A 26222-nucleotide genomic window follows, 5' to 3' on the forward strand; every position below is an offset into this window, starting at 1 on the left:
CGCCGGGCGGGGGGACGCGAACGGGCCCGGCTCCTCCGTGCCGCCGTGCGGCGGGGAGGGGTCGGGCCCGGTGGGGGAGCGGGGGCGGCCGGCGGGCCGCCCGGGTCAGCGGCGGGGCGAGGCGGCGTCCACGGCCTCGACCGCCCTGACCAGCGAGGCCAGCTCGGGGTTCCTGGCGGCCTCGTCGAGCGCCTCCCGCAGGGCGGCGTCATTGGTCGGCCGGGCCTCCTCCAGGAGCTTCAGGCCGTCCTCGCTCACGTTGGTGTAGATCCCGCGGCGGTCGGTCGGGCACAGGTAGCGCGCCAGCAGGCCGCGGTCCTCCAGCCGGGTGACCAGGCGGGTCGTGGCGCTCTGGCTGAGCACCACGGCGTCGGCGACCTGCTTCATCTGCAGGTGCCCGCCCTCGCCGTCGTGCTGGCGGCTGAGCACGTCGAGCAGCGAGTACTCCCGCACGCTCAGGTCGTGCCCGGACTGCAGGGCGCGCTCGATGTGCGACTCGATCCTGCCGTGCAGGAGGGACAGGGCGCCCCAGCCGCTGGCGAGGGCGGTGAGCGCGGGGTCCGTGGCGGTCATGGGGCCCGGCCTCCTTCCCGAGGGGGGTAGCGGTACCAGGATAAGCCATGGCGAAAAATATCGGCTAGAGCAGATATAGCGCTTGTGCAAATAGCTGGGTTCCGGTCGGCGGCTCCGCCCGGCCCCCCGGGCCGCCCGCCACCCGCCGGTGCGCGCGCCGGGAAAGCCGCAGATCGGTACATTGATGGGCATTCAGGAGCAGCGCCAGGCTTCGCGCGGCCACGCGCGGAAGGCACGCACAGAAGGCCGAACCGCCTTCGGAAAGGGTCTCCATGCACCCCGCCCTCAGCCCCGCCGTCCTCGCCGAGCTGCGCCGGCCCCGTCCCTACCCGGCGGTGTCGATCCTGATGCCCACCCACCGCCGGGAACCGGACAACACGCAGGACCCGGTCCGGCTGCGCAACCTGCTGGCCGAGGCGAAGGAGAAGGTCCAGGCCGACCCCGAGGTCTCCCGCGCCGAGCGGATCGACGTGCTGGAGCAGCTCGACCGGGCCATGGCCGAGGTCGACCTGGTGCACGCCGAGGACGGCCTGGCGATCCTCGCCGCGCCCGGCGAGCACCAGGTCTGGTCACTCGGGCGCAGTGCCCCCGCCCGGGTGGTCCTGTCCGACACCTTCCTCACCCGCAACCTGGTCGCCGCGCACACCGCCGAGCGCCCCCACTGGGTGGTCGCGATCGCCGCCGACCGGGTGGCGCTGTGGGGCGGCACCCGGGAGCGGGTCACCGAGGAGACCGGCGACGGCTTCCCGCTGGTGCGCGTCTTCGACAACCCCGACCCGGAGCGGCAGGAGCAGATCGGCGACACGCCCAGCACCTTCCGCGACGAGGAGACCAAGACCTTCCTGCGGCAGGCCGACACCGGGATCGGCAAGGTGCTCGCCGCGGACCCGCGCCCGCTGTACGTGGTCGGCGAGGCCGCTGCGCTCGCCCTGCTGGACGCCGTCGGCCCGATCGCCCAGCAGGCCACCGCCCAGATCCCGCACGGCGGCCTCGCCCAGGCCGACGCCGAGACCGTGCGCCGGGTCGTCGACCCCGCCGTGTGCGCCCGGGCCGAGCAGGAGGTCGCCGACGCCCTCGCCCAGCTCGACAAGGCCCGCGGCGGCAAGGGGTTCGCCGCCGGCCTGGACGAGGTCTGGCAGGCCGCCGGCCAGGGCCGGGTCGAACGGCTGGTCGTGGAGGAGAACTACCGCACCACCGTCCGGGACGACGGCGACCACCTCGTCCCCGCCGAGGCCGACCAGCCCGGCGCCCGCGAGGACATCGTGGACGAGGTCATCGAGCGCGCCCTCGACACCGGCGCCACGGTCAGCTTCGTCCCCGACGACACCCTCGCCGACAGCGGCCGGATCGCCGCTGCCCTGCGCTACTGACCCCACCACCCGAACCACCCGAACCGTCCCCGTCGCCCGAACCACCCGACCGATCCCGACCGCGGCCGCCCGCCGGAGCCCCTCCGAGGGCGGCCGCGGCGCGTCCGCACGGCCGACGCACCGTCACCCCTCCCACCGCGCCCGCCCGAACCGCCACCCGATCCGCGCCAATCCGCCGCCCCGCCCGCTCCGAACACCGGATGCGGCCCCCACGGGCGCCGCCCAGCCGGCCGTACGCGCCGCATGTGCCGCACACGTCGCACGCACGTACGACCCGCACCGCACACCGCACCGCACGTACGACCCGCACCGCACCGGGCCGACCGGGAGGGAACCCCGTTGACCACACCCACGACCGCACCACCCGCCGCCCGGCGCGCCCGGCGCGCCCCGCGCACCCCCGGAGGGCGCCGCATCGCCGTCATCGGCGCGGGCGTGGCCGGCCTCACCGCGGCCTGGGAGCTACGGCGCGCCGGCGCCGAGGTCGAACTCTTCGAAGCCGACGCCCGCCTCGGCGGCCACGCCCGCACCCAGCGCGTCACCGCCCCCTACGGCCGCGAACTCGCCCTGGACACCGGCTTCCTGGTCCACGACGCGCCCACCTCCCCGCACCTGGCCCGACTGCTGCGCGACCTCGGCGTCCCCACCCGGGACGCCGACCCGAGCATCTCCGTGCACTGCGAGGGCTGCGGCCTCGAATACGCCGGCGCCGACGGCCCGGCCGCCCTCCTCGCCCTCCCCGACCCCCCGCTGCGCCACCGCTACCTGCGCCTGCTCGCCGACATCCCGCGCTTCCGGCGCCGCGCCCGCCGCCTGCTCGCCGACCCCGGCGCCGGGGAGCCGACCCTGCGCGACTTCCTCCTGGACGAGTGCTTCTCCGGCTACTTCCTCCACCACTACCTGATCCCCCTCACCGCCGCGGCCCCGCCCTGCGCCCCCGAGCCGTCCGGCGACCACCCCGCCCGCCACCTGTTCGCCTTCCTGGACCACCACGGCCTGCTCTCGGACGACGGCCCGCCGCCCCGGCGCACCGTCACCGGCGGCTCCGCCGCCTACGTGCGGCGGATCGTCGAACGCCTCACCGCCGTCCACCGCCACACCCCCGTACGGGCCGTCCACCGCCACCTCGACGGCGTCACCCTCACCACCGGCGACGGCCGCCGCGCCGAGGCCGACGCCGTCGTCGTCGCCACCCACGCCGACCAGGCCCTGCGCCTGCTCGCCGACCCCACCCGCACCGAACGCGAGGTCCTCGCGGCCTTCCACCACACACGCACCCCCACCGTCCTGCACCACGACGCCTCCGTGCTGCCCCACGCCCGGTGGGCCCGCGGCTCCTGGAACTACCGCATGCCGCACTGCACCTCCCCGGCCGGCGCCGCGCGGATCAGCCACCACCTCAACCGGCTGTTGCGCCTGGACGCGGGCGAGGACTACCTGCTCACCCGCAACGAGCCGCCCCACGACCCCGTCCCCGAGCACCTGGTGATCTCCCGCACCGTCCACGAGCACCCCGTCCACACCGCCGAGAGCGTCGCCGCCCAGCGCCTGCTGCCCCGGCTCACCACCGGCCGCACCGCCTTCGCCGGGGCCCACCACGGCTGGGGCTCCCACGAGGACGGCTGCCGCTCCGGCCTCGCCGCCGCCCGCGCCCTGCTCGGAGCGGCCGCCCCCTGACACCCGCCCGGCCCGGCCCGGGGCGCGGGCGCGCCCCGGCGCTCCCCGGGCCACCACCGCCGCCGCAGAAACGCTGCGAAAGCGATGCGAATACCGGCCCGGACCGCTGCTGCGGGACGGTCGGAAGGTGCAGGCGACGATCGAGCGGCCGCCCGGCGAGCCCGCCCCCGAGACGCCCGCCCCCGAAACACCCGGCGCCGGGGTGCCGACCCCCGAGGCACCCGGCGCCGGGCCACCGGACGACCGGCGGGCCGGGCTGCGCGGGCTGATGGCCCGCACCGCCCGCGGCGACGAGCGGGCGTTCGAGCACCTCTACGGCGCCACCGCCGCGGCCGTCCTCGCCCTGGTGCTGCGGGTGCTGCGCGACCCCGCCCAGGCCGAGGAGGTGACCCAGGAGGTGTTCTGGCAGGTGTGGCGGGAGGCGCCGCGCTACCGCCCCGAGCGCGGTGAGGTCCTGCCCTGGCTGCTCACCCTGGCCCACCGGCGCGCCGTCGACCGCGTCCGCTCCGTCCGGGCCGCCGCCGCCCGCGACCGCGCCGCCGCCGTGCGCGCCTACACCCCGGACTTCGACGTGGTCGCCGACCACGTCGAGGGCGGCCTGGAACGCGACCGCGTGCGGCGCGCGCTGGCCGAGCTGAGCGACGTCCAGCGCGAGTGCCTGCTCCTGGTCTACTTCGGCGGCTGCACCCAGGCCCAGGCCGCCGCCCGGATCGGGGTGCCGCTCGGCACCGTCAAGACCCGCATCCGCGACGCCCTGCGGCACCTGCGCGGCCACCTCGGCGAAGCCCCCGGGACGCCCGCCGCCCCCGGCGCCCCCGGTGCCCCGTCCCGCCGGTACGCGCGTCCACCCGGCGCCGCGCCGCGCCCCGCCGTAGGCTCACGGCCGTGACCGCCCCCGCCGCCGAGGCCGCCGCCGCGCTGACCACCGGGGCCCTCGCCCGCCGCCTCGGCGTCTCGCCCACCACCATCCGTTCCTGGGAGAGCCGCTACGGCATCGGCCCCGCCCGCCGCGCCCCCGGACGCCACCGCCGGTGGGAGCCGCAGGACGTGGCCGTGCTGGAGGAGATGTGCCGCCTGACCGCCCGCGGCACCGCCCCCGCCGAAGCCGCCCGCCTCGCCCTGACCGCCCGCACCGCACCGGCCGCACCGGCCGCGCCGGTCACCCCGGCCGCCCGCACCGCCCCCGCCCCCGCCCGGGCCCGGGGCCTGCCGCCCGGCCGGACCGTGCCCGCCCCCGGCGGAAACACCCTGCCGGTGGGCGCCGTCCGCCCCGAGTGCCGGGGCCTGGCCCGCGCCGCCGTCCGCCTCGACGCCCCCGAGATGGCCCGCATCCTGCGCCGCAGCATCGACGACCTCGGCACGGTCACCGCCTGGACCGAGGTCATGACCCCGGCCCTGCGGGCCGCCGGACGCAAGTGGGCCGTCGAGGGCGAACGCTGCGTCGACGTGGAACACCTGCTGTCCTGGCACGTCTCCGCGGCCCTGCGCCGAGCGGCCGAACGGGAGGAGCAGCCGCCGGGCCCGGCCGCACTGCTCGCCGGCATGCCCACCGAACTGCACGCCCTGCCCCTGGAGGCGCTCGCCGCGGGACTGGCCGAACGCGGCCTGCCGTTCCTCATGTTCGGCGCCGCCCTGCCCCCCGAGGCACTCATGGAGGCCGTGCACCGCACCGGCCCGCCCGCCGTCCTGCTCTGGTCCCAGGTCGCCCGCACCGCCGACCGGGCGCTGGCCCACCGCGTCGCCCGCACCACCTGGGGCCCCCACGGCGCGCGCACCGGGCCCGTCGTACTGGCCGCAGGCCCCGGCTGGGCCGGCCCCCGCCGCCCCCCGGGCACCCTGCGGCCCCGGGACCTCGCCGGCGCCCTCGACCAACTGGAACGACTACTGCGCTGACGACGCGAAAACCGTGGGGGAGGCACAAGAGGAACGAGGAGAGGAGCGGACGGTGGACGAGCCCACCCCGACCGGGCGGCGCTGCCTGGTCACCGGAGCCACCGGCTACATCGGCGGACGCCTGGTGCCCGAACTCCTGGCCGCCGGATACCGGGTGCGCTGCCTGGCCCGCGACCCCGGGCGCCTGCGCGACCAGCCCTGGCGCGCCGAGGTGGAGGCCGCCGCCGGCGACGTCACCCGGCCCGAGACCCTCCCCGGCGCCCTCGACGGCGTCGACGTCGCCTACTACCTGGTCCACTCGCTCGGCACCGGCACCGACTTCGAGGCCACCGACCGGCACGCCGCCCGCGCCTTCGCCCGGGCCGCCGCCGCGGCCGGCGTCACCCGGATCGTCTACCTCAGCGGCCTGCTGCCCGCCGGCGTCCCCGAGGCCGCGCTCTCCCCGCACCTGCGCTCGCGCGCCGAGGTCGGCCGCCTGCTGCGCTCCGCCGGCGTCCCCACCGCCGAACTGCGGGCCGCAGTGATCATCGGCTCCGGCTCCGCCTCCTTCGAGATGCTCCGCTACCTCACCGAGCGCCTACCCGTCATGGTCACCCCCCGCTGGGTCGACACCCGCATCCAGCCCATCGCCGTCCGCGACGTACTGGCCTACCTGGTCGCCGCCGCGGCCCTGCCGCCCGAGGTCGACCGGCCCTTCGACATCGGCGGACCGGACGTGCTGACGTACCGCCTGATGATGCACCGCTACGCCCGGGCGGCCGGCCTGCCCCGACGGGTGATCGTGCCCGTGCCCGTCCTGACCCCGGCGCTGTCCAGCCACTGGGTCGGCCTGGTCACCCCCGTGCCCGGCCCGCTCGCCCGCCCCCTGGTGGAGTCGCTGCGCCACGAGGTGGTCTGCCACGAGCACGACATCGCCCGCTGGATCCCCGACCCGCCCGCCGGCCTCACCGGCTTCGACCGCGCCGTCGACCTCGCCCTGCGCCGCATCCGGGACGCGCAGGTCACCACCCGCTGGTCCTCCGCCTCCCTGCCCGGCGCCCCCAGCGACCCGCTGCCCACCGACCCCGACTGGGCCGGCGGCAGCCTCTACCAGGACCTGCGCGAACGACGCGTGGCCGCCGACCCCGCCGCCGTGTGGCGGGTGGTCGAGGGCATCGGCGGCGACAACGGCTGGTACTCCCTGCCGGCGGCCTGGGCCCTGCGCGGCACCCTCGACCGCCTGGCCGGCGGCGTCGGCCTGCGCCGCGGCCGCCGCGACCGCCACCACCTGCGGGTCGGCGACGCCCTCGACTTCTGGCGGGTGGAGGAGATCGAGCCCGGCCGCCTGCTGCGCCTGCGCGCCGAGATGCGCCTGCCCGGCCTGGCCTGGCTCGAACTGCGGGTCGCCCCCGGCCGGGACGGCGGCGCGATCTACCGCCAGCGCGCCCTGTTCCACCCGCACGGCCTGGCCGGCCACGCCTACTGGTGGTCGATGGCGCCCTTCCACGGCCTGGTCTTCGGCGCGATGGCCCGCAACATCACCGACCGCGCCCGCCGCCCCGCCTGACCCGGGCCGCCCCGCCCGGACGGGGGAGCCGGGCCGCCCCGCCGCTCACCCGCCGGCGGCGGCCATACCGGCCGGCACCCCGGCGACCGCCCCGGCGGGCACCCCGGCGGGCCGGGGGGAGGGGGCCTGCGGGGCCGGGCCGTCGTCGGGGGAGGCCGGCTCCAGGGCGACGTCGAGCACGTCGACCATCCGGCGCAGCTTCTGCTGGACGCGCACGGCCTCGGGCCCCGGGACGCGGACGACGGCCCGCGCCGAGGCCGGCGCCACGGCGCTGAAGGCGAGGTCCAGGACCCGGTGGTTGTTGAGGGTGGAGGCGAGCCGGGCGAGCGTCCCGGTGGTGGGGCGCAGGGTGACGGTGAGCCGGGTGTGTTCCATGGCGACGGTCCTGTCTGTGGGTGGGACTGGCGGGCCGGAAAAACAGAAAGACCCCTCGCGGAGCGCGAGAGGTCTGCGTGCGGGCGGTGGGCCGGGGAGGGTCACTCCTCCCGGCGCGGTGCCGGCACGCGGCCGCTGGTAATCAGCTGCTGCTGCATACCCCGCATGCTGGCAGAAAGCCGCCAGGACGGGACGGGGCGTCTCAGACTGCGGGACGCGGGCGGGGCGGCCGGCCCGCCCGGGCCGCCCGGTCCGTCAACCGGCCCGGCCGCTAAATCGGTTGGCCGGGCGCGCCGCCGGCTGCTACCGTCTGCGCAGCCGTGTAGAGAACGCAAGGAGGTGACACCCATGAAGGCTGTATCCGTGTGGGTGCTCCTCCTTTCCGCCACGGCGGGCGATTGACGCAGGTGTCGCCCGGGAGCGCCTCAGACCAGGCACTCCCGAGAGGCAACACCATGAACGCTCCGCATCCCCCCTGTTCCCCGCAGCCCCCGCACGGCGCCCCGGGCACCGACGACCCCGCGGTCGTGGTCACCCGGATCTCGGACACCGCGTGGCAGGCCGTGCAGGACGACCGCGTGGTCGGCTCCGGCGACGCCTCGCGCCGCCCCGACGGACGGCTGTTCGTCAGCGCCGACGCCTGGCACGGCGCGGTCTTCGACCGCCTCGTCGCCGCGATGGCCGCCGACCTGCCGGAACCGCTGCACACCGTCACCGACGAGACCGACCACGACACCACGGCCGCCTGGCAGCGGGCCGGCTTCACGACCGTACGCCGCGAGTGGGGCTACCTCCTGCCCACCGACCCGCAGGCCACCGGGCTCGGCCCGGTACGGCCCCCGGCGGGCGTGACGATCGTGCCCGCCGGCGAGGCCGAGGAGGGCCCGCTGCGCGCCCTGGACCGCGTCATCCACGCGGAGGTCGAGGCCGGCATCGGCTGGCCGGCGATGCCGGCCCAGGTGCTGCCCTGCCCGGCGGGCACCACCGTGCTCGACCCCGCCCGCTACGCGGTGGCCCGCCGGGGCGACCACTACGTCGGGCTGCTGCGGGTGGCCCCGGTGCGCCGCCCGCGGATCGGACTGCTCGCCGTGCGCGCCGACCACCAGCGCCTCGGCATCGCCCGGGCCCTGCTGGCCCACGCACTGGAATCGATGCACCGCGGCGGCACCACCACGGCCTGGGCCGACGTGGCGGAGTCCAACACGGCCGCCACCGCCCTGGTCGAGGGCATCGGCGCCCGCCGCGCGGGTGCCACCCTCGAACTCGTCCGCCACTGACGCCCCATCATCGAACGGAGAGGTGAGAGACATGACCAAGACAACGAACGGCATCGAAGTCGAAGGCACCGTCATCGAGTGCCTGCGCAATGCCAACTTCAAGGTGGAACTCCCCAACGGGCACGTCGTGCTCGCCCACATCAGCGGCAAGGTCCGCAAGAACCACATCAAGATCCTCCCGCACGACCGGGTCCTGGTGGAGCTCAGCCCCTACGACCTCACCCGCGGCCGGATCCGCTACCGCTACCGGTCATAGCCGCCGCACCGGCGCGCGGGGCGGCCCGCGCGCCCTCCCGCGATCCTCGGCGCGCCCCGGGGCGGTGCAGTCATCCGTCCGTCACCCGTGCGGTGACCGGGCGTCAAGTGACCGATGTGCGTGATCGCCGGCCGGGCCACAGTGGGTGGTGCCGGCCGCCGGTCCGCGCGGCCGGCCCACGCGAGCTGCACCACGGAGGACGAGCATGATCGACAGGCGCACCTTCACCAGGGCCGTCGGCCTCGGGGCGGGCGCGGGCGCGCTGTCCCTGGCCGCCCTTCCGGCGTCCGCGGAGGCCGCTCCCGCTGCCCCCGCTCCCGTCGCTCCCGCGGCGCAGGCCGGGCCGGCCGGCTCCGCCGGGGGCACCGGCTTCGCCCGGCCGGCGCAGGTCCGCGCCGGAGTGCTGGACGTCGGCTACGCCGAGGACGGCCCGGCCGACGGCCCGGTGGTCATCTGCCTGCACGGCTGGCCGTACGACATCCACAGCTACGTCGACGTCGCCCCGCTGCTCGCCGCGCAGGGCTACCGCGTCATCGTCCCCTACCTGCGCGGGCACGGCCCGACGCGCTTCCTGTCCGCCCGTACGCCGCGCAACGCGCAGCAGGCGGCGGTCGCGGCGGACGTCATCGCCCTGATGGACGCGCTGGGGATCGGGCGGGCGGTGCTGGCCGGCTTCGACTGGGGCTCGCGCACCGCCGACATCGTCGCCGCGCTGTGGCCCGAGCGGGTCAGGGCGCTGGTGTCGGTCAGCGGGTACCTCGTCACCGACGTCGAGATGCAGAAGGAGCCGCTGGCGGCCGCCGCCGAGCACACCTGGTGGTACCAGTTCTACTTCGCCACCGAGCGCGGGCGCCTGGCCATGGAGGACCGGGACAAGCGGCGCGGCCTGTGCCGCCTGGTGTGGGAGACCGTCTCCCCGACCTGGGCCTTCGACGACGCCGTCTTCGAGCGCACCGCCGCCGCCTTCGACAACCCCGACTACGCGGCGATCGTCATCCACAACTACCGCTGGCGCCTGGGCCTGGCCGACGGCGAGCGCCGCTACGACCGGCTGGAGCAGCGGCTCGCCGCGCGGCCGCGCATCGCCGTCCCCACCGTCACCCTCGACGCCGGGCGCGACCCCTTCACCGCCCCCGGCGACGGCTCCGGCTACCGGCAGTACTTCACCGGCCCCTACCTCCACCGCACGCTCGCCGACGTCGGCCACAACCTGCCCCAGGAGGCGCCAGCCGACTTCGCCCGGGCGGTCCTCGACGCCGACCGGCTCTGACGCGTCCCCGGCCTTGCCCGAGCACAACGCCGAGGCCGGCTCCCCGGAACGCCCACGGGGAGCCGGCGGCGGCCATTGCAGACCTGTTGCACGGCGAGTGGCCCGGCTCACAGCCGTGCGGGTGCGAAGCGTGATCGACTCGGCGGATGCGCCAGTCCGAGAAGCCCGCCGCCGCACTGACGGCCCGTCGGCCCGCCGCCGCCCTCACCCTCGCCGCGGTCGCCGCCCTGCTCACCGGCTGCGGCTCCCAACCGGCCGGCTCCCACCCGGCCGGGGCCGCGGCGGCCGGAGCCGGCGCACCGACGGCATCCGGCGCCGCGCCGTGCGCAACGCCCCGGCCGACGCCCGCCGGCGGCACCCCGGCGCCCTCCCGGCCCGCCCGGGACGGGGTGTGGATCACCGCCGTCGGCCCGGCCTGCGCGCAGTACGAGGTGACCAACCCGAACGCCGAACCGTACGACGTCACCGTGGTGTTCAGCCGCTCCCCGGGGGCCGTCGGCGGCGCGCCGGAGAACGTGACCCGGACCGTCACGGCGCTCGCCCCCGGAGCCGTCGCCACCGGGCAGCTCGACCTCCCCGGCCCCACCCCGGCCCGGCCCGGCACCACACCGCAGGTGGAGATCGTCAAGGTCCGCAGCGTGCCCAGCGCCGAGGCCCCGCAGCCCGGCGGCCCCTGCCCGCCCTCCGGCCTGCGGCTGTACGCCGACGACGGCGACGCCGCGATGGGCCTGCGCGCGCTCGGCCTGCACCTGCGCAACTGCGGCACCGCCACCGTCAACCTCGACGGCTACCCCGCACTGCAGCTGCTCGACGCCGAGCACCGGCCCGTCGACGGGGTGCGGCTGCTCTCCGGCGGCGCCGGGATCGCCACCGGCACCGGCGCGGACACCCCGCCGCAGAAGATCGCGCTGCGCCCCGGCGAAGGCGCCCGCGCCACCCTGGTGTGGCGCAACACCACCGGGGACGGCGCCCCGGTGAACGCCCCCTACGCCCGGGTCCGCGCCACCGCGGACGCGGCCCCCGTGATGGTCACCCCGGAACTCGACCTGGGCACCACCGGCCGCCTGGGCATCGGCGCCTGGGCCCGCGAGGACGCCGCAGCGCAGCCCCCCGCCACCAGGCCCCCGGCCGGGGCCGGCTGACCGGCCGCCACCACCGGGCGCGGGCGGGGGGCCGTTTCCGGCCGTTCCCGGGCCCGCCGGGGTTCCCCGTCCGTCCCGGGGGCACCGCCGCGCCCCAGGACTGCGGGGGAGCGGGGGAAAGAGCGCTGCCCCCGGGCGGTGCGGTGGGTTTCCCGCCGTCATGTGCGCGCGGGGCGGGCGGATCCCTAGAGTCGCCGCAGCGCCGACGGACACGGTCGACGGCCCGGCGCGACGGCACCCAGCAGTACTCCAGCATCTCCTGCTCGGCCACCGGCACCACCAAGTGGTGGGTGAACGTGAGCTGTTCGAACAACACCACGCGGACGGCGGGCCCGTACACGACCTTCCAGAACGTGCGGGTGTACTGCCCGCCGAACACCACCGCCCTGCGGGGCTGGGTCAGCTGCGTCCGACCCGGCGCCGCTCCACGGCCGGGGGCCCGGCACGCTCCCCCGTGGCGTGCCGGGCCCACGGTCCGTCGCGGTCCCGCGCGGGGCGGCCGACGGCGGCACGCCGCCGGTGTCCACCCGTGGAGGATGCCAGGGCGCGGCGCGGCCGCGTTGGCGCTGCGTCGACAGTTCCTTGGCACTGCGTCGACGGCACTGTGTCGACTCGCCGGCCACCCGCCCGCCCGGCCACCCGCCCACCCGCCCGCCCGGCGGTTTCCCGGCCGGCGCTAGCCGCCCGCGCGTGCGGACAGCGCGCGGTGGCGGTGCTCGCTGGGGGAGAGCCCGTACGCGGCACGGAAGGCCCGGCTGAGGTCGGAGGGGCGGGTGATGCCGCAGCGGGCGGCGACGGCGTGCACCGGCAGGGCGCGCAGCGCCGGGTCCGCGAGGTCGCGGTGGGCCTTCTCCAGCCGCCGCCCGCGGATCCACGCGGCGACCGTCTCGCCCTGCGTGTGCTGGGTGAAGACGCGGTGGAGGTAGCTGACGGAGATGTGGTGCGCGGCGGCGATCACGGACGGGGTCAGCCCGGGGTCGTGGAGGTTGCGCCGGATGAAGGCGCGCACGTGCTCGACGATGGCGCGCCGGCGGGCGTCGTCGGGCACCGCCGTCTCGGCGTCCAGCTCCCGTGCCAGCCAGGCGGACACCAGGTCGACCACGACGGTCCCCAGCCGGGGCGCCTCGGCCGGTCCGAGGAGGGTGGCCTGCCGGTCCAGGCCGACGAGGAAGTCGGCGAGCAGGGCCGGGGTGCCCTCGCGCCGGGAGAAGCCGCGCCCCATCAGTTCGCGCGCGCGGTCGGGCGGCACCGGCAGCGCGGAGACGGGGAAGTCGACGCCCAGCGCCTCGACCCGGCGGGGCCCCCGGCCGGCGGTGCGCGCACCCAGGCCCCGGACGTCGTACGGCTGCGAGCTGTCGAGCGCGTACAGCTCGCCGGGGCCGAACACGGCCGTCGGGCCGCGGTCGTCGCGGGCCAGCGACAGGCCGCCGTCGAGCACCAGGGTCAGGTGGTAGACCTCCGGGTCGGACCGCCGCACCCTGGCGGCGGTGCGCCGGAACCGCGCGGGCGGGAACGAGGACCTCAGCAGGGTCACCTGGCCCAGCTCCAGGCGCCGCATCTCCGCCTGGAAGTCGGCGGCGTGCGCACTGGTCATCTCGCTGTCCCTGGTCCGTCCGATCAGCTCCCGCCAGCAGTCGAACCGCTCCTTCGCGGGCACCTCCTCGCCCCGGAACACGCCCGCCGTCCCTGCGTCCGCCGTCCCCGCGCCCACGCTCCCGCTCCCTCCTGCGCGTCCGTCGTCCGGCCCGTCCGCGAGGCCCCCGGCCCGAGGGCACCGGGCCTCGTGGCGGCTGGCCCGAGCGTAAGGGGGCGGTGACGGTGCGACGAGTGCGGGGTGGGCGGGGGAGGGCGGCCGGGAGGGGGCCGGCCGCCGGTTTTCCTTTTCCGATCATGAGCTGGTAACTTCTTCCTCGTCAGCAGGACGAGATCGCGAAAGCGGCCGGGTCCTGCCGGGACATGCGTCGGTGGTGCAGCGGTAGCACGCCCGCTTTCAGCGGGAGGGGTTCGTTCGATTCGGGCCCGGCGCTCCGATGAACAGGGGCGGAAGTCGTTTTCGACTTCCGCCCCTGTCTGCTGTGCGGGGCCTTCTCACGGCAGCGCGTCGTAGGTGTAGACCGAGGAGATGTCGAGCACGGACCCGGGCGTCGCGGAGGGGCCGAGCGGGGAGACGATCGGGTCGCCGACCCGCTCGCCCCGGTAGGTGGCCGCGGGGAAGGTCATGTCGGGCGCGTAGAGCCGGCCGTAGCGGTTCATCCAGCCCTCCCAGATCCGGTCGACGTTGCAGTGGTGCAGGAAGAACACCGGGTCGTTGGGGGAGGAGCCGGGCGCCATGTCGCCGCCGATCCAGACGTGGACCTGGTTGTGCATGTGGACCGGGCGGACGGGATCGCGCGGGATCCAGCCTTCGAGCAGGTTGCGGAAGCCCCGGGAGGAGGAGTCGAAGCCGGGGGTGTCGTAGCGGTCGGTCGGGTGGGCGGCGGGGGCCGCGGGCTGGTAGCCGAGCGTGCTCTTGACCTCGTCGCCGGTCGGCAGGGTGGACCAGTCGGTGGCGAAGGAGCGGCGCAGGCCGCGCGGCGGGTCGCTCTGGACGGGCATCCCGTCGAGGTCGCTCTCGATGCGGACGGTGAAGGCGGCCGGATCGTCCGGGCGGTGGGCGAACGCGCCGGTGGAGACCGGGTCGCCGTCGCCGCCGAGGTAGGCCGCGGTGAAGACGGTGGCGTCCTTGGGCGAGCCGAGGTCGCCGTCGGCGGACCAGTCCCAGTAGGGGAGGGCGAAGTGGGGCTTGCCCAGGATCTGCTGGATCCTGGTCTCCAGCAGGCCGAGCATCACGCGGTGCCACGGCAGGAAGACCGGTCCGCGGTGGGCGGCGTTGCGCTTGCGGGGGCTGCCGCCCGGCGGGATGGGGGTCATCATCGTCCAGCAGTGCCAGATCACGAACTGGTCGTAGGTGAACACCGGTGCGGGGGGCCCGGGGACGCCGAGCCGGTCGGTGGTGAAGGCGGTCCGCTCCTGCTTGAGCGCGAGGACGCCCGCGAGGTAGTCGTCGCGCGCGGTCGTGTCGGCGAGGATGTTCTTCCGGACGACGGGCATCTCAGCGGCCCTCCCGGAAACGGCCCGGGAAGTGGCGGATCAGCGCCTTCACGGTGTCCACCGCGGAGTAGAACTGGTAGGCGGGCAGGCCGTGGCAGGACAGCACGCCGTCGTCGTCCACGTCGAGCCCGGCGGGCAGCGGGTGGTCGTCCACGGTGATGTCGTAGGTGGTGACGATCCTGATCCGGTGGCCCTCGTACTCCGCGGTGCGGACGGAGGAGGAACGGCCGGGGTGGTGGTCGGTGCCCATGTGGCCGGGGGCGGGGGCGATGCCCGCGAGGTAGGTGCCGAAGGTGTGCGGGTCGGCTGCGGCGGCCAGGTCGGCCGGGGTGAGGCTCGGGTCCATGTCTGCGTCCCGGGGTCGCGGCGGCGCGCCGCCGGACTGCGGGCGCCGTCCGTCTCCCACCTTCCCGCCGCGGCCCGGCCCGTGCAGCTCGGCGGGCCGGCGGGCACGCAGCGCGACGGGGCGGCCGGTCAGGAGCGCCGGGGTGTACGGACGGTGACCCCGGCCCGGCCCGGCCGGCGGGGGCCCGGACGGCGGGTCAGCCGGGTGCGGGTGGGCCGGTGCGGGGCGGCCGGGTGCGGGGCGGCCGGGTGCGGGTCAGTTCGCGCGGGTGGCGGCGGCCAGGCGGGCGGCGGCCGGCGGGCACCTGAGCGCCGCACCCGGAACACCCGGGGCCGGCCGGTCGCGCACCGGCCGGCCCCGGCGGTTCCCGGACCGTCAGGCCGGCCAGTCCAGGCAGTACTCGTGCATCTGCCCGCCGAGGTGGTTGCGGGCGTGGGCGTGCATCCGGCGCAGGTACACCGGATCGGCGGCGAGCGCGGAGTAGCCCCGGCCGCGGCGCACCGGCAGGCCGGCGGTGTCGGCGAGGTACACGTCCAGGCCCGGGTACATCAGCTCGATGCAGGGCAGGTCGTCGACGTCCAGCGCGAACACCGGGTACTCGCCGTGCTCGTCGGCCGCCCCGGTGGCCAGCACCCGGCGCGAGTCCGAGCCGCCGGGCAGCAGGAAGCACTCGTCGAAGCGCTCCGACAGCGCCCCGAACGGCAGGCCCCAGCCCTCGCCGAACTCCGCGGCCGCGATCTCGCCGAGCGGGCGCGGCGTGAACACCAGGCCGTCCCCGCCGTTCCCGCTGCGCTCGTTGTTTCCGCTGCCCCCGCCGTTCCCACCGTCCTCGGCGAACCAGCCGAAGCGCCGCAGCAGCCCGGAGTCGAACGCCAGCCACCGCCGCAGGCTCGGCGGCAGCGGCCGCCCGCTCGGGAACACCGCCCCCGCCAGCACCCCGGGCGGCACCGGCCGCGGCTGCCCGTCCACCCACGGGCCGGCGAAGCGGTCGTAATCGAGGACGGGGCGCTGCGGATCGGCCAGGACGGCGGCGATGGCACGCTCGGTCAGGGCGACGCCGTGCTCGGCGGCGGAGGTCATCACGGTCTCCCGGAGTGCGGTGAGTGCTGCGGCGGGCGGGGACGAGGACAACGTACGCACCGCCTCCGACAGCCGGCGGGCCCTGCTGCGACCCGGCCCGCCGCCCTCAGCCGGCCGGCAGGGCGCAGACGAAGTCCTCCTCGACCGCCCGCAGGTGGGCCAGCAGGTCCGGGGCGACCCTCTCGTTGACCTGCGTGGTGACGGAGACGGTGACGCTGCGCCGCCCGTCCGCGGTGCCCGCGCCGAACTGCGTGTAGCCCGCGGTGTTGCCCGTGTGCCCGTACACCACGCCGCACCGGGTGGTGTACTCGAAGATCGCCAGCCCGGCGCGGTTGGCCCCCGGGCCGGCCGGCTCGGAGGCGCCCTCGACGAAGGCCCGCTGCCGGCGGCGGGTCGCCTCGCTGATCAGCGGGCCGCCCGCGTACCCGGCCGCGAACACGCTGAAGTCCCTCGGCGTGGACACCAATCCGCCCGACGCCCAGGCTCCCGAGGCGCCGAACAGGGTGCTGACGTCCTCCGGCGGCTCACCCGGCTGGACGGCGTAGCCGTGCAGGTACGGTGCGGGCAGCTCGTAGCCGGAGGGCAGGCTGGTCCGGGTGAGGCCCAGCGGCCGGTAGACCTCGGCGTCCAGCAGGTCCTCGTAGCGCTGCCCGGTCACGGCCTCGGCCATCAGGGCGACGGCGATGTTGTCGGAGTTGGAGTAGTGGTAGCGGGAGCCGGGCGCGAACTCCAGGTCCCGGTCGGCGACGAAGTCCAGCAGGTGCCGGGAGTCGAACACGTGGTGCGGGTCGGCGCGGATCAGGTCGACGAACGCCGGCGCGTCGCTGTAGTCCGGCAACCCGCTGGTGTGGTGCAGCAGCTGGCCCAGCGTCACCGCGCCCCAGGCGGCGGGCAGCGAGGGCAGCCGCTCGGCGATCGTGTCGTCCAGGGCGAGCAGCCCGCAGTCGACCAGGCGCAGTGCGACCGCGCCGCTGAACGCCTTCGCCGCGCTGGCCAGGCGCATGTGGTCGCCGGGCCGGGGCGGGCGGCCGGTGCCGACCTCGGCCACCCCCGCCCGGAACACCCGCACCCGCTCGCCGTCGCGCAGCACCGCGATGGCGCCGGGCGGGCCGTCCGGACGGTCCACCAGTTCCTGCAGCCGGGCCCGCAGCGCGAGGTCGTCGTCGTCGCGGGGCCCGGCCGCGGCGGGCCCGGCGGGTGCCAGCGCCAGCGCGGCGGTGACCAGGGCGGCGACCGCCCGCCCGGGACGGCGGCGCAGCGGCGAACGGCGGGCAGGTGACGGGCGGTGGGAGCACAGGGACACGGCGGGGCCTCCGGACGGCGACTCGGGTGACTCGGACGACTCGGCGACGGCAACGGCCCGCCGCTCTGGCCGCAAGGGATCACCCGCCGGCAGCCCGGGGAAACGGCCCCGGGCCCCCCGTGACCCGCCCAGCCGAGCCCCCGCCCGCCCGGGGCCGTCCGCCGGCCCGTCAGGCGGGCGGGGCGCCGAGGGCGAGGCCCGTCCGCTCGTCCCGTCAGCCCTCGGGCAGGTGGTCGGCGACGAGGACGGCGAAGTCGTCGGGGGTGACGATGCGGATGCCGAGCTCCTCGGCCCTGGCCCGCTTGGAGCCGGCCTTCTCGCCCGCGACCAGCAGGGTGGTGCGCTTGGAGACCGACGAGGACGCCTTGCCCCCGGCGCGCTCGATCAGCTCGTTCATCTCGTTGCGGGACAGCGCGGCGAGCACGCCGGTCATGCTGCCGGTGACGACGACGGCCTCGCCCGCGAGCGGCCCGGCCTGCGCCGCGCCCTCCTCCGCCGGGCCCTCCTGCGCCGCGCCCCCGCCGGCCGGGCCCGGCACGGCCGGAGCCTGCGGCGCGCTGACGGCGGTGCCCACGCCCCGGGCCGCGAGGCGGTCCAGCAGCGGTGCGAGCTCGGCGAGTTCGGCGACGACGACCCGGGCCTTCTCCGGGCCGATGCCGTCCACCAGCGCCAGCGTCTCGGCGTCCGCGGCGCGGATCGCGGCCATCGAACCGAAGTGGGCGGCGATCCGGCGGGACATGGTGCGCCCGGTGCCGCGCACGCCGAGCGCGCAGAACACCCGGTTGAGGGGCTGCGTGCGGGCGGTCTCGATCGCGGCGAGCAGGTTGTCGGTGCTGGTGTCACCCATCCGCTCCAGGCCGAGCAACTGCTCGCGGGTGAGCGAGAACAGGTCGGCGACGTCGGCGACCAGGCCGGACTCGACGAGCTGGACGGCGCGGGTGCCGCCCAGGCCCTCGATGTCGAGCTGGTCGCGGCCGGCCGCGTAGATCACCGAGGCGACGGCCTGGCAGTTGCGCCCCCGGGCGCAGCGCCAGCGCTGCTCGCCGGTGTCGATGGCGTCCCCGCAGCGCGGGCAGGCCTCGGGGAAGACGATCGGCCGCTCCTCGCCGGTGCGCTCCTCGACCAGCGGCGCCTCGACGCGCGGGATGACGTCGCCGGCGCGGTAGACGAACACCCGGTCGCCGAGCATCAGCCCGCGGCGGGTGATGTCGGCCGGGTTGTGGAGCGTGGCGTAGGTGACGGTCACGCCGTCGATGACGACCGGCTCCAGGACGGCGCGCGGGGCGATGATGCCGGTGCGCCCGACGTTCCACTCGACGTCGAGCAGACGGGTGACCTTGTGCTCGGCGGCGAGCTTGCGGGCCACGGCCCAGCGCGGCGCGCGGGAGCCGGACCCCGCCTCCTGCCGGTCCGCCGCGGCGTCGGCCTTGACCACGACGCCGTCGATGCCGAACGGCAGCTCGGCGCGGAGCGCGGCGATCTCGTCGATCCGCTGCCGGGCCTCCTCCAGCGTCGCGCAGCGCGCCGGGCGGGCGGCGGTGGTGGCGGCGGTGTTGGCCCCGAGGGCGGCCAGGCGCTCCAGCAGGGCGCTGTGGGTGAGGCCCTCGTCGAGGCCGACCGCGCCGTAGCCGAAGAAGGTCAGCTCGATGCGGTACGGGCGGTCCTTGGCGCGCAGGGTGCCGGCCGCGCCGTTGCGCGGGTTGGCGAAGGGGACGGCGCCGTGGGCGGTGCGCACCTCGTTGGCGTGCTCGAACTGCTCGCGGGTGAGCAGGACCTCCCCGCGCAGCTCGACGTCGACCGGCTCGGCGAGTGCGGCGGGCAGGCCCAGCACGGCGTCGGCGGCGTGGCTGATGTCCTCGCCCGCGAGGCCGTCGCCGCGGGTGATCAGCCGCTCCAGACGCCCGGCGCGGTAACGGGCGGCCACCGCCAGCCCGTCCAGCTTGGGCTCCACGCACCACGCGGCCACCGGACGGCCCAGGCGGCGCTCCAGCCCGGCCGCCCAGTCCGCCAGCTCCTCCGCCGAGAAGACGTTGTCCAGCGACAGCATCGGCACGCTGTGCGGCACGTCGCCCCCGACCGCGCCGCCGGCGACCTTCCCGGTGGGGGAGTCCGCCAGCACCTCGCCCGGGTGCGCCTCCTCGTAGGCCGCGACGGCGCGCAGCAGGGCGTCGTACTCGTCGTCGCCGAGCGGCGTGGCGCCGTCGGTGTAGTAGGCGGCGGCCGCCCGGACGGCGGTGGCAACGGCGTCGGCGTAGTCGCCGGGGGTGAGCAGAGCGGCGTCGTTCATGGACGGCATCATCGCCGCCGGCACTGACAACCGACGCTGGAACAGGTGTCCGACCGGCCCTGCGCGCCCCCGGCTCCCGCCCGGAGGGCCCGGCGGGGCGGCCGGTCCTCCGGGCGGGGTCGGATCAGGGGAGGTAGCGCTCCAGGGCGGCGGCGCCCTTGCGCTCGATCTCCTGCCGCGCCCATTCGAGCCGGCTGGGCGTGACGTCGCGGCCCGACGCCATCACGAGGTCCTCGGGGTCGAAGGGACGCTCCCCTCCGCTGTAGAGCTGCCGCTGCATCCCGGACGCCGACTCCGGCACGCCCTCGTTCATCGGTTCGCGCATGTCCATCACCTCATCGCTGGTGCCCGTACGCACGGTCCTTCGATGGTCGTTCCCGCGGCCGGACCGTGGCGGGTGGAGTACGACCAAGTTACTCCGTCCGGGTGAAACCGCCCCCCGGGCGGCCCGAGGACCGGGGCAGCCGGGTCGCCCGCGGACCGGGGATCCGGGCCGTCAGCGGTTGCGGGGGAGCAGGGCCGTCAGCGGGGCGCTCGGCGCGGCTCGTGCGCGACGGCGGGGCGCTCGGCGCGGCTTGTGCGCGACGGCGGGGCGCTCAGCGCGGCTTGTGCGCGACGGCGGCGAACATCGTCACCGACAGGTGGAAGGCGCCCTGCCCGGCGGCCTCCTCCAGACCGGCCAGGAGCCGGTCGCGCTGCGCCCCGGTGATCAGGCCCCGCCCGGCGGCCGCGTCGGCGAGCCCGAGGACGATCGGCCGGCTGACGGAGCGGGGGTCGTGCAGCAGGACGTCGGCGCCGAGCGCGTCGACGGTCAGGCCCGCCGCGGCCAGCCAGCCCGTCAGGCGGCGCCCGGCGTCCGGGGTGGCGGCGGTGGCCAGGGCGACGGCGGCCAGCGCGGGGCGGACCTCCGGGTCGGCCGGGTGCAGGACGAAGGTGGACCAGTCGGTGTCGAGCAGGGCCACCCGGCCGCCCGGGCGCAGCACCCGGGCGATCTCCGCGACGGCCCGCGCCGGGTCGTCCAGGTGCTGCAGGACGCGCTCGCACCGGACCGCGTCCACCCCGGCGTCGGGCAGCGGCAGCGCGAGCGCGTCGCCGTCCAGGAACCGGGCCGCACTGCCGGCCTCGGCTGCGCGCCGCTCGGCGACGGCGCGCAGCCCGGGGTGGGGTTCGAGTCCGGTCGCGGTGCCGTCCGGGGCGACCGCCGCCGCGAGCACCACGGTCTCCGAGCCGGTGCCGCAGCCGACGTCCAGCGCCCGGTCGCCGGGACGCGCGGCCAGCTGCGCGTGCGCCCACTCGCGCAGCCGCCGCACCCCGGCCGCGGCGGCCTGGACGTCCAGCGCGGCGACCAGGCGGCCGGTGAGCGCGGGATCGGCGTTGGCCGCGTGGAAGGCCGAGGTGGGGCCCGGGTCGTTCATGGCGCTCACTATAGGCAGCCGTACGGACACCGTCCGTGCCGCGCCCCGGCCGTCGTGCCGGGCACCCGCCTCCCGCCCGGGCCGGGCGGCGAGGAATCGCGGACTGTGGATCTTCCGGCCGTCCGAGAGTACGGCGAAGTGGGCGAGACCCAGGCCGGTGCCGACCGTGGCATCGGCCTCGGGCATCCGCCGGAGGTCGGCGCCCGGATCGGTCTCGACCACGAAGGAGGCGAAGTAACGCCCGGCAGCATCCTTGACCACGGTCACCGTGGACGGCGCCGATGGCGGCGACCGTGACCACTCCACCCGCACGTCACCGACCTTCGGTAGGCGCAGTTTCTTGCTGTCGGTGATCCTCCACCCGGCGTGGGCGGTGAAGCGGACCGCCTGCCGGCTGTCCTTGCGGGACTGCCGACGAAGCACGCTGACCAGCACTCGGGTACACGCGGAAGCGGTATCGAAGCTGCACGACGATCACCGTGGCGTCCGGTCCTGTCACCGCGCCGGGATCCGCCCCGGCGGCTGCTCAGACCGGGGCGAAGGTGCGGCGCAGGTGGGCCACCAGGCGGGCCGGGTCGGCGGCGGGCAGGCGGGCGGCGAGGTAGCCGTCGGGGCGGATGAGCAGGGCCTCGCCGTCGCCGGGCCGGTAGGCGGCGTGGAAGGCGGCGCCGGTGTCGCGGACGACGGGCAGGCGCAGGCCGTCGGCCACCGCCGGGGAGGCGGGGGATCCCTGGGCGAGGACGGCGTACACGTCGAGCAGGCCGTGGGCGGCGGCGTGGGCGGCGGCCGCGCAGGTGTGCAGGGTCTGCGCGTCGGTGGTGGGGCCCGCGGCGAGCAGCAGGGTGTGGCGGGTGCCGCGCAGCAGTTCGTGCAGGCGCTGCGGGTAGGCGGTCAGGGGGCGGGTGAGGCCGGCGCAGTCCGGGGCGCGGTCGCCGGGGGCGGGGCGGGTGCCCGGGGCGGGCTCGGTCAGCGGGCCGTCGCGGTAGCCGACCAGGAGCTGGGCCTCGCGCAGGACCGGGGTGGCGGGGTCCTCGGGGTCGCTGTCGAAGCCCGCGCGGGCGTGGCGCACGGTGCGGGAGACGACCTCCTCGCCGACGGGGTGGCGCTCGGCCTGGTAGCTGTCGAGGAGGGTGTCGGTGGCGGCGCCGCGGACGGTCAGGGCGAGCTTCCAGGCGAGGTTCCAGGCGTCCTGGATGCCGGTGTTCATGCCCTGGGCGCCGGTGGGCGGGTGGATGTGGGCGGCGTCGCCGGCCAGCAGCAGGCGCCCGGCGCGGTAGCGGTCGGCGAGGCGGTGGCTGATCCGGAACACCGAGGACCAGCGCAGCGCGGAGGCGGTGGCGGGCCGCGGGGAGAGGCGGTCCAGGACCTGCTGGATGTGCCGCAGTTCGGGGGCGCGGCCGCCCTCCAGCCCGTGCGCGACCCCGGCGGCGGGGGCGGTGGCGAGCTCGGGCGGGACGTTCATGGACACCCGGTAGCGGCCGCGCCCGGGCAGCGGGACGCACACCAGCGCGTCGGTGCCGCCGTCGGCGGTCCGGCGGGTCGAACGCACGACGTAGCCGGGCGGCAGGTCCCAGTCGAGCTCGACGTCGCCGAGCATGTACTGCTCGGGGAAGGCGTCGCCGCCGAAGCCGATCCCGGCGGCGTGGCGCACCGTGCTGTGGGCGCCGTCGCAGCCCACGACCCAGCGGGCGGTCAGCTCGCGCGGCCCCGCGGGCGTGGCCAGGGTGACGCGCACGACCTCGTCGTCCTGCTCCAGGCCGAGCACCTCGGTGCCCCGCTCGACGGTGCCGCCGCACCCGGCCAGGTGCTCGGCGAGCAGCCGCTCGGTGGTGTCCTGGGGCAGCGCGGCGAAGCGGTACGGCACCTCGGCGGGCAGGTCGAGGTCGAGGCGCGGGCCGGGTTCGCCGTCGACGAAGGCGAGCTGGCCCAGCAGCGGCACCGCCTCGTCCAGGACCCGGCCCACCAGCCCCATCGCGTCCCAGAGCTCCAGGGTGCGGGGCTGGATCCCCACCGCCTTGGCGTAGGGCTGCGGGGCGTCCAGCCGGTCGACGACCCGGCAGCGCACGCCGCGCCGGCACAGCTCCGCGGCCGCGGTCAGGCCGACCGGGCCGGCGCCCACGACCAGTACGTCGGTGTCGTCCATGCCCGCTCCTCGGCTGCCCGGCACCGGCGGTGCCGCCGTCCTCCCAGGCTGCCCTCCGCCCCGGCGTCCCGCCCGGCGGAGGCCGTGGGACGTCCCGGCGGCCGCGGCGTGCGGGTCCGGCGTGCGGGTTCGGGGCCCGGGACCGGCGTGCGGGCCGGGCCCGGGGCCGACGGGCAGGCCCCCCGTACGGGTGCTGATGGTTTGCGAACGGTTGACGCCGGGCACGTCCGCTCCACAGATCCGCAGCCTCTACGACACCTACCGTTCGCCCAACGTTCTCGTACGGTCCCTACATTCGGGCCACTGCCGGTGATCGGCCGTCGGCGGTGCGTATCCGCCCGGCCCCGTCCGGCGCGCGTCCGCACCTGAGGAAAGGCCGCCCGATGGCCCCCCGCCTGTCCGTCGTCGTCCCGATCTACAACGTCGAGCGCTACCTCGGGGAGTGCCTCGACTCGATCGCGGCCCAGACCTTCGCGGACTTCGAATGCGTCCTGGTCGACGACGGCTCCACCGACGGCGGCCCCGCCATCGCCGAGGAGTACGCCGGCCGCGACCCGCGCTTCCGCCTGGTCCGCCAGGAGAACCAGGGCCTCGGCGCCGCCCGCAACACCGGCTGGCGCCACCTGACCCCCGGCACCGAGTACCTGGCCTTCGTCGACAGCGACGACACCCTGCCGCCGCACGCCTACCAGCTGATGATCAGCATGCTGGACGAGACCGGATCCGACTTCGTCACCGGCAACGCGCTGCGCCTGCGCACCAGCGGCCTCACCCCCTCGCACGGCCACCGCCGCGCCTTCCGCGAGACCCGGCTGCGCACCCACGTCAGCGAGGTGCCCGCCCTGGTCACCGACCGCACCGCCTGGAACAAGGTCTACCGGCGCTCCTTCTTCGACGCCGCGGGCATCCTCTACCCCGAAGGCATCCTGTACGAGGACGCCCCGGTCAGCGTGCCCCACCACTTCCTCGCCGAGCGGGTCGACGTGCTCGCCGAGCCGATCTACCACTGGCGGGTGCGCGAGGACGGCGACCTGTCCATCACCCAGAAGAAGACCGACCCGCGCGGCGTGGTCGACCGGGTCCGCTCGATGGAACTGGTCCGGGAATGGCTGCTCGCCCGCCCCGAGCCGGAGTTCGCCGAGCACCTGCGCGCCTACGACCACAACTGCCTGGTCGAGGAGATCCCGATGTTCTTCTGGTCCGTCCCGGACGGCGACCGCGCCTACCGGGAGGCCTACCAGCAGCACGTCAGCCGACTGCTGCGGGCCATCGGCCCCGAGCGGCTGGCCGCCCTGGGCAGCCGGCTGCGGCTCAAGTACCGCCTGACGCTGGCCGACCGGATGCACCGCTTCGTCGCCGTCCAGCGCCTGCACCGCCTCGCCCGCCGCACCCGCCAGGTCGCCACCCGGAGCTGACACCGGGCCGCCACCCGGGGCCGGCGCCAGGCCGGAACGGCTACCGCCCGTCCTGCTCCACACCTGGAACATCCCCGGCCCGCCCCACAACACCGTCGACCACGTCCGCGAACGCAGCCGCGTCCTCGACGCCCACTGCGCCGCGATCGGCCGCGACCCGCGCACGATCACCCGCTCCGTGCACCGTCTCCTGCGACGACCCGGCCCGGGACCGGGCCGTCCTCGCCGAACTGATCGCCGCGGGCTTCACCCACCTCGTCCTCGGCCTGCGCAGCCCCTGCCCGCCGGGCGTGGCGCGGTGGCTGCTCGACGAGATCGTCGGCCCGCTGCGCCACGGCTGACCCGGGGGAGCCCCGGCCGCCGTCCGGTCGTGCGGTGCCCGGTCGTGCGCCGTCCGGTCAGGCGGTGCCCGGTCGTGCGGTGCGCGGTCGTGCGCCGTCCGGTCAGGCGGTGCGCGGTCGTGCGGTGCGCGGTCGTGCGCCGTCCGGTCAGGCGCTGCCCGGTCGTGCGGTGCGCGGCCCGGCGGCGTCGAGCGCGGCGAGCAGCCGGGCGCGTACGTCGGCGGCGGCCTCGCGGGTGACCGGGTCCTCGCTCTCCAGCTGCGGGGCGATCAGCTCCACGGCCGCGGCCAGGAGCGGGAGGGGCACCTCGGCGGTGCGCAGGTGGAGGAGCTGCGACGCCGCGCGCTCGCCGGGCGTGGGCGGGGTGGGGGCGCCGGGGATGAGGGCGGTGATGCCTCGGGGGAGCTGACTGTCGGTCACCCGTCCATTCTCCCGCCTGCGCACCGGCGGAGATCACCGGGCGCAGCCGTGCGCGGGGCAAAGGACGTGCTGCCGGGCGGTCGGGGGCGGGAGGATGACCGCCATGAGTGCGATCATCAGCTTGGATCTGGCCGGCTTCGTCCCACGCGAGGACGGGAGCGGCACCGGGGGCGGAGACCGGGTGTGGGACGACCCGCAGGGGGTGGTCCTGTCCGTCCACGACTTCGCGCTCGTGCCGGACCTGGTGGCCCCGCTCGACGCGGGCGAGCGGCTGCTGCGCGGACTGGCCCGCCACACCGCGCGGAGCGGGGCCGCGCTGATCGAGGCGCAGGTGCGCGACCTGGGCGGGGTGCCGGGCCTGTGGCAGCTCGTCAAGGTGCCCAGGGCGACCGGCCGCGGGCAGGTCTTCATCGGGGCGTGGACGGTGCCGCGCGACCGGTGCAGCGTGGTGCTGAAGGTGCAGGCCGCCGAAGGCCCGGTCAGCGGCATGCGCGAGGCGGTGGTCGCCGACCGGGTCGGCTTCGACGCCTACGTCCGCCCCCACCCCTACGACCCCGACCTGCGCGGTCCGCTGCCGTACCACGTGGCCGACCTCCCGGAGTGGGACGCCCACTTCCCCACCCACCCGCTGACCCTGGTCCGGCAGACGCTGGCCCGGGTCGGCGCGAGCGCGGTGCTCGACGACCGCTTCCGGGCCCTGCCCCCGTTCTCCGGCCCCGCACCCGACGGCGGCCCCGCATCCGATGGCGGTGCATCCGGCGACGGCCCCGTCCCGGCCGCTCCCGCCCCGGCGGAGGCGCCGCGCCGCCGGTGGTGGCGAGGACGCTGACGGGGCCGCCCGGCCCGCGCACGGGAAGTCGGACCGGCCGACTTCCCGTGCAGCGACACCGCTCCGCGCCGCCGACTCGCAGGATCGGTGCACTGCACCACGGGGTGCCCTGCCGATCGGCAGGGCACAACACCCGCGGAGAGCAGGACTTTTATGCCGATCGGCACATGTGCG

Annotated in this window: 23 protein-coding genes and 1 tRNA gene; 12 read left to right on the forward strand and 12 right to left on the reverse strand. The window is 76.8% G+C overall.

The window, feature by feature from the left end; translation table 11 throughout:
• Positions 1-105 precede the first annotated feature (105 nt).
• Positions 106-573 carry a MarR family winged helix-turn-helix transcriptional regulator gene (locus ACZ7KX_RS33950; RefSeq protein WP_396552145.1) on the reverse strand — a complete coding sequence of 156 codons (468 nt, stop codon included), beginning with the start codon at positions 571-573 and terminating at the stop codon, positions 106-108.
• Positions 574-845: 272 nt separating this feature from the next.
• Here ACZ7KX_RS33950 and ACZ7KX_RS33955 point away from each other — a divergent pair, with 272 nt between their 5' ends.
• The 5 genes from ACZ7KX_RS33955 (at position 846) to ACZ7KX_RS33975 (ending at position 7059) form a co-directional block, all read left to right on the forward strand.
• Positions 846-1943 (forward strand): baeRF3 domain-containing protein, encoded by a 1098-nt coding sequence (locus ACZ7KX_RS33955; RefSeq protein WP_470329840.1) that lies wholly within the window; start codon positions 846-848, stop codon positions 1941-1943.
• Between the two features lie 339 nt (positions 1944-2282).
• Positions 2283-3620: an NAD(P)/FAD-dependent oxidoreductase gene (locus tag ACZ7KX_RS33960; RefSeq protein WP_470329841.1), complete on the forward strand. Its 1338-nt coding sequence runs from the start codon at positions 2283-2285 to the stop codon at positions 3618-3620.
• A 127-nt stretch (positions 3621-3747) separates the two neighbouring features.
• Positions 3748-4509, forward strand: coding sequence for an ECF RNA polymerase sigma factor SigK (sigK, locus tag ACZ7KX_RS33965; RefSeq protein ID WP_470329842.1), 762 nt, complete (start codon positions 3748-3750; stop codon positions 4507-4509).
• On the forward strand, positions 4506-5513 hold the full coding sequence (locus tag ACZ7KX_RS33970) for a MerR family transcriptional regulator (protein ID WP_470329843.1): 1008 nt from the start codon (positions 4506-4508) through the stop codon (positions 5511-5513). Before sigK ends, ACZ7KX_RS33970 begins: the two co-directional genes overlap by 4 nt.
• 52 nt (positions 5514-5565) lie before the next feature.
• On the forward strand, positions 5566-7059 hold the full coding sequence (locus ACZ7KX_RS33975) for an SDR family oxidoreductase (RefSeq protein WP_470329844.1): 1494 nt from the start codon (positions 5566-5568) through the stop codon (positions 7057-7059).
• Positions 7060-7104: 45 nt separating this feature from the next.
• Here ACZ7KX_RS33975 and ACZ7KX_RS33980 read toward each other — a convergent pair whose 3' ends face one another.
• Positions 7105-7434, reverse strand: a complete 330-nt coding sequence (locus ACZ7KX_RS33980; RefSeq protein WP_470329845.1) for a hypothetical protein — start codon at positions 7432-7434, stop codon at positions 7105-7107.
• Positions 7435-7889: 455 nt separating this feature from the next.
• Here ACZ7KX_RS33980 and ACZ7KX_RS33985 point away from each other — a divergent pair, with 455 nt between their 5' ends.
• The 4 genes from ACZ7KX_RS33985 to ACZ7KX_RS34000 all read left to right on the forward strand — a co-directional run bounded on the left by ACZ7KX_RS33985 (position 7890) and on the right by ACZ7KX_RS34000 (position 11379).
• Positions 7890-8711 carry a GNAT family N-acetyltransferase gene (locus ACZ7KX_RS33985; RefSeq protein WP_470329846.1) on the forward strand — a complete coding sequence of 274 codons (822 nt, stop codon included), beginning with the start codon at positions 7890-7892 and terminating at the stop codon, positions 8709-8711.
• Between the two features lie 31 nt (positions 8712-8742).
• Positions 8743-8967, forward strand: a complete 225-nt coding sequence (gene infA / locus ACZ7KX_RS33990) for a translation initiation factor IF-1 (RefSeq protein WP_350519557.1) — start codon at positions 8743-8745, stop codon at positions 8965-8967.
• A gap of 205 nt (positions 8968-9172) precedes the next feature.
• On the forward strand, positions 9173-10237 hold the full coding sequence (locus ACZ7KX_RS33995; RefSeq protein ID WP_470329847.1) for an alpha/beta fold hydrolase: 1065 nt from the start codon (positions 9173-9175) through the stop codon (positions 10235-10237).
• A gap of 146 nt (positions 10238-10383) precedes the next feature.
• Complete coding sequence (locus ACZ7KX_RS34000; RefSeq protein WP_470329848.1) at positions 10384-11379, forward strand: DUF4232 domain-containing protein; 996 nt, start codon at positions 10384-10386, stop codon at positions 11377-11379.
• A 676-nt stretch (positions 11380-12055) separates the two neighbouring features.
• Here ACZ7KX_RS34000 and ACZ7KX_RS34005 read toward each other — a convergent pair.
• Positions 12056-13054, reverse strand: coding sequence for an AraC family transcriptional regulator (locus ACZ7KX_RS34005; protein WP_470329881.1), 999 nt, complete (start codon positions 13052-13054; stop codon positions 12056-12058).
• Positions 13055-13337: 283 nt separating this feature from the next.
• On the opposite strand from ACZ7KX_RS34005, the gene ACZ7KX_RS34010 reads away from it, so the two are divergent.
• Positions 13338-13406 (forward strand) — tRNA-Glu (locus tag ACZ7KX_RS34010).
• Between the two features lie 61 nt (positions 13407-13467).
• Here ACZ7KX_RS34010 and ACZ7KX_RS34015 read toward each other — a convergent pair.
• The 8 genes from ACZ7KX_RS34015 to ACZ7KX_RS34050 all read right to left on the reverse strand — a co-directional run bounded on the left by ACZ7KX_RS34015 (position 13468) and on the right by ACZ7KX_RS34050 (position 23043).
• Positions 13468-14469: a tyrosinase family protein gene (locus tag ACZ7KX_RS34015; protein ID WP_470329849.1), complete on the reverse strand. Its 1002-nt coding sequence runs from the start codon at positions 14467-14469 to the stop codon at positions 13468-13470.
• Position 14470: 1 nt separating this feature from the next.
• Complete coding sequence (locus ACZ7KX_RS34020) at positions 14471-14815, reverse strand: hypothetical protein (protein ID WP_402803767.1); 345 nt, start codon at positions 14813-14815, stop codon at positions 14471-14473.
• A 375-nt stretch (positions 14816-15190) separates the two neighbouring features.
• On the reverse strand, positions 15191-15895 hold the full coding sequence (locus ACZ7KX_RS34025; protein WP_470329850.1) for a hypothetical protein: 705 nt from the start codon (positions 15893-15895) through the stop codon (positions 15191-15193).
• A gap of 106 nt (positions 15896-16001) precedes the next feature.
• On the reverse strand, positions 16002-17198 hold the full coding sequence (locus tag ACZ7KX_RS34030) for a serine hydrolase domain-containing protein (RefSeq protein WP_470329851.1): 1197 nt from the start codon (positions 17196-17198) through the stop codon (positions 16002-16004).
• A 214-nt stretch (positions 17199-17412) separates the two neighbouring features.
• Complete coding sequence (ligA, locus tag ACZ7KX_RS34035) at positions 17413-19494, reverse strand: NAD-dependent DNA ligase LigA (protein WP_470329882.1); 2082 nt, start codon at positions 19492-19494, stop codon at positions 17413-17415.
• Between the two features lie 115 nt (positions 19495-19609).
• On the reverse strand, positions 19610-19810 hold the full coding sequence (locus ACZ7KX_RS34040; RefSeq protein ID WP_396552166.1) for a hypothetical protein: 201 nt from the start codon (positions 19808-19810) through the stop codon (positions 19610-19612).
• A 271-nt stretch (positions 19811-20081) separates the two neighbouring features.
• On the reverse strand, positions 20082-21161 hold the full coding sequence (locus ACZ7KX_RS34045; protein WP_470329852.1) for a methyltransferase domain-containing protein: 1080 nt from the start codon (positions 21159-21161) through the stop codon (positions 20082-20084).
• 265 nt (positions 21162-21426) lie between these two features.
• A complete protein-coding gene (locus tag ACZ7KX_RS34050) occupies positions 21427-23043 on the reverse strand; it encodes an FAD-dependent monooxygenase (RefSeq protein WP_470329853.1) in 1617 nt (538 codons plus the stop codon).
• Positions 23044-23426: 383 nt separating this feature from the next.
• Here ACZ7KX_RS34050 and ACZ7KX_RS34055 point away from each other — a divergent pair, with 383 nt between their 5' ends.
• Positions 23427-24458: a glycosyltransferase family 2 protein gene (locus tag ACZ7KX_RS34055; RefSeq protein ID WP_470329854.1), complete on the forward strand. Its 1032-nt coding sequence runs from the start codon at positions 23427-23429 to the stop codon at positions 24456-24458.
• A gap of 488 nt (positions 24459-24946) precedes the next feature.
• Here ACZ7KX_RS34055 and ACZ7KX_RS34060 read toward each other — a convergent pair whose 3' ends face one another.
• Positions 24947-25219, reverse strand: coding sequence for a hypothetical protein (locus ACZ7KX_RS34060; RefSeq protein WP_470329855.1), 273 nt, complete (start codon positions 25217-25219; stop codon positions 24947-24949).
• 103 nt (positions 25220-25322) lie between these two features.
• On the opposite strand from ACZ7KX_RS34060, the gene ACZ7KX_RS34065 reads away from it, so the two are divergent.
• Complete coding sequence (locus tag ACZ7KX_RS34065; protein ID WP_470329856.1) at positions 25323-26048, forward strand: hypothetical protein; 726 nt, start codon at positions 25323-25325, stop codon at positions 26046-26048.
• The last annotated feature ends 174 nt before the right edge of the window (positions 26049-26222 follow it).

Source organism: Kitasatospora sp. NPDC038210 (assembly GCF_055600605.1).

Coding starts and splice junctions, on each gene's coding strand:
- ligA (WP_470329882.1), bottom strand. CDS start 19,494: ATGCCGTCCATGAACGACGCCGCTCTGCTCACCCCCGGCGACTACGCC.
- infA (WP_350519557.1), top strand. CDS start 8,743: ATGACCAAGACAACGAACGGCATCGAAGTCGAAGGCACCGTCATCGAG.
- ACZ7KX_RS34000 (WP_470329848.1), top strand. CDS start 10,384: ATGCGCCAGTCCGAGAAGCCCGCCGCCGCACTGACGGCCCGTCGGCCC.
- ACZ7KX_RS34040 (WP_396552166.1), bottom strand. CDS start 19,810: ATGCGCGAACCGATGAACGAGGGCGTGCCGGAGTCGGCGTCCGGGATG.
- ACZ7KX_RS33950 (WP_396552145.1), bottom strand. CDS start 573: ATGACCGCCACGGACCCCGCGCTCACCGCCCTCGCCAGCGGCTGGGGC.
- ACZ7KX_RS34015 (WP_470329849.1), bottom strand. CDS start 14,469: ATGCCCGTCGTCCGGAAGAACATCCTCGCCGACACGACCGCGCGCGAC.
- ACZ7KX_RS33985 (WP_470329846.1), top strand. CDS start 7,890: ATGAACGCTCCGCATCCCCCCTGTTCCCCGCAGCCCCCGCACGGCGCC.
- ACZ7KX_RS34020 (WP_402803767.1), bottom strand. CDS start 14,815: ATGGACCCGAGCCTCACCCCGGCCGACCTGGCCGCCGCAGCCGACCCG.
- ACZ7KX_RS33995 (WP_470329847.1), top strand. CDS start 9,173: ATGATCGACAGGCGCACCTTCACCAGGGCCGTCGGCCTCGGGGCGGGC.
- ACZ7KX_RS33955 (WP_470329840.1), top strand. CDS start 846: ATGCACCCCGCCCTCAGCCCCGCCGTCCTCGCCGAGCTGCGCCGGCCC.
- ACZ7KX_RS34050 (WP_470329853.1), bottom strand. CDS start 23,043: ATGGACGACACCGACGTACTGGTCGTGGGCGCCGGCCCGGTCGGCCTG.
- ACZ7KX_RS34065 (WP_470329856.1), top strand. CDS start 25,323: ATGAGTGCGATCATCAGCTTGGATCTGGCCGGCTTCGTCCCACGCGAG.
- ACZ7KX_RS34025 (WP_470329850.1), bottom strand. CDS start 15,895: ATGACCTCCGCCGCCGAGCACGGCGTCGCCCTGACCGAGCGTGCCATC.
- ACZ7KX_RS34055 (WP_470329854.1), top strand. CDS start 23,427: ATGGCCCCCCGCCTGTCCGTCGTCGTCCCGATCTACAACGTCGAGCGC.
- ACZ7KX_RS33980 (WP_470329845.1), bottom strand. CDS start 7,434: ATGGAACACACCCGGCTCACCGTCACCCTGCGCCCCACCACCGGGACG.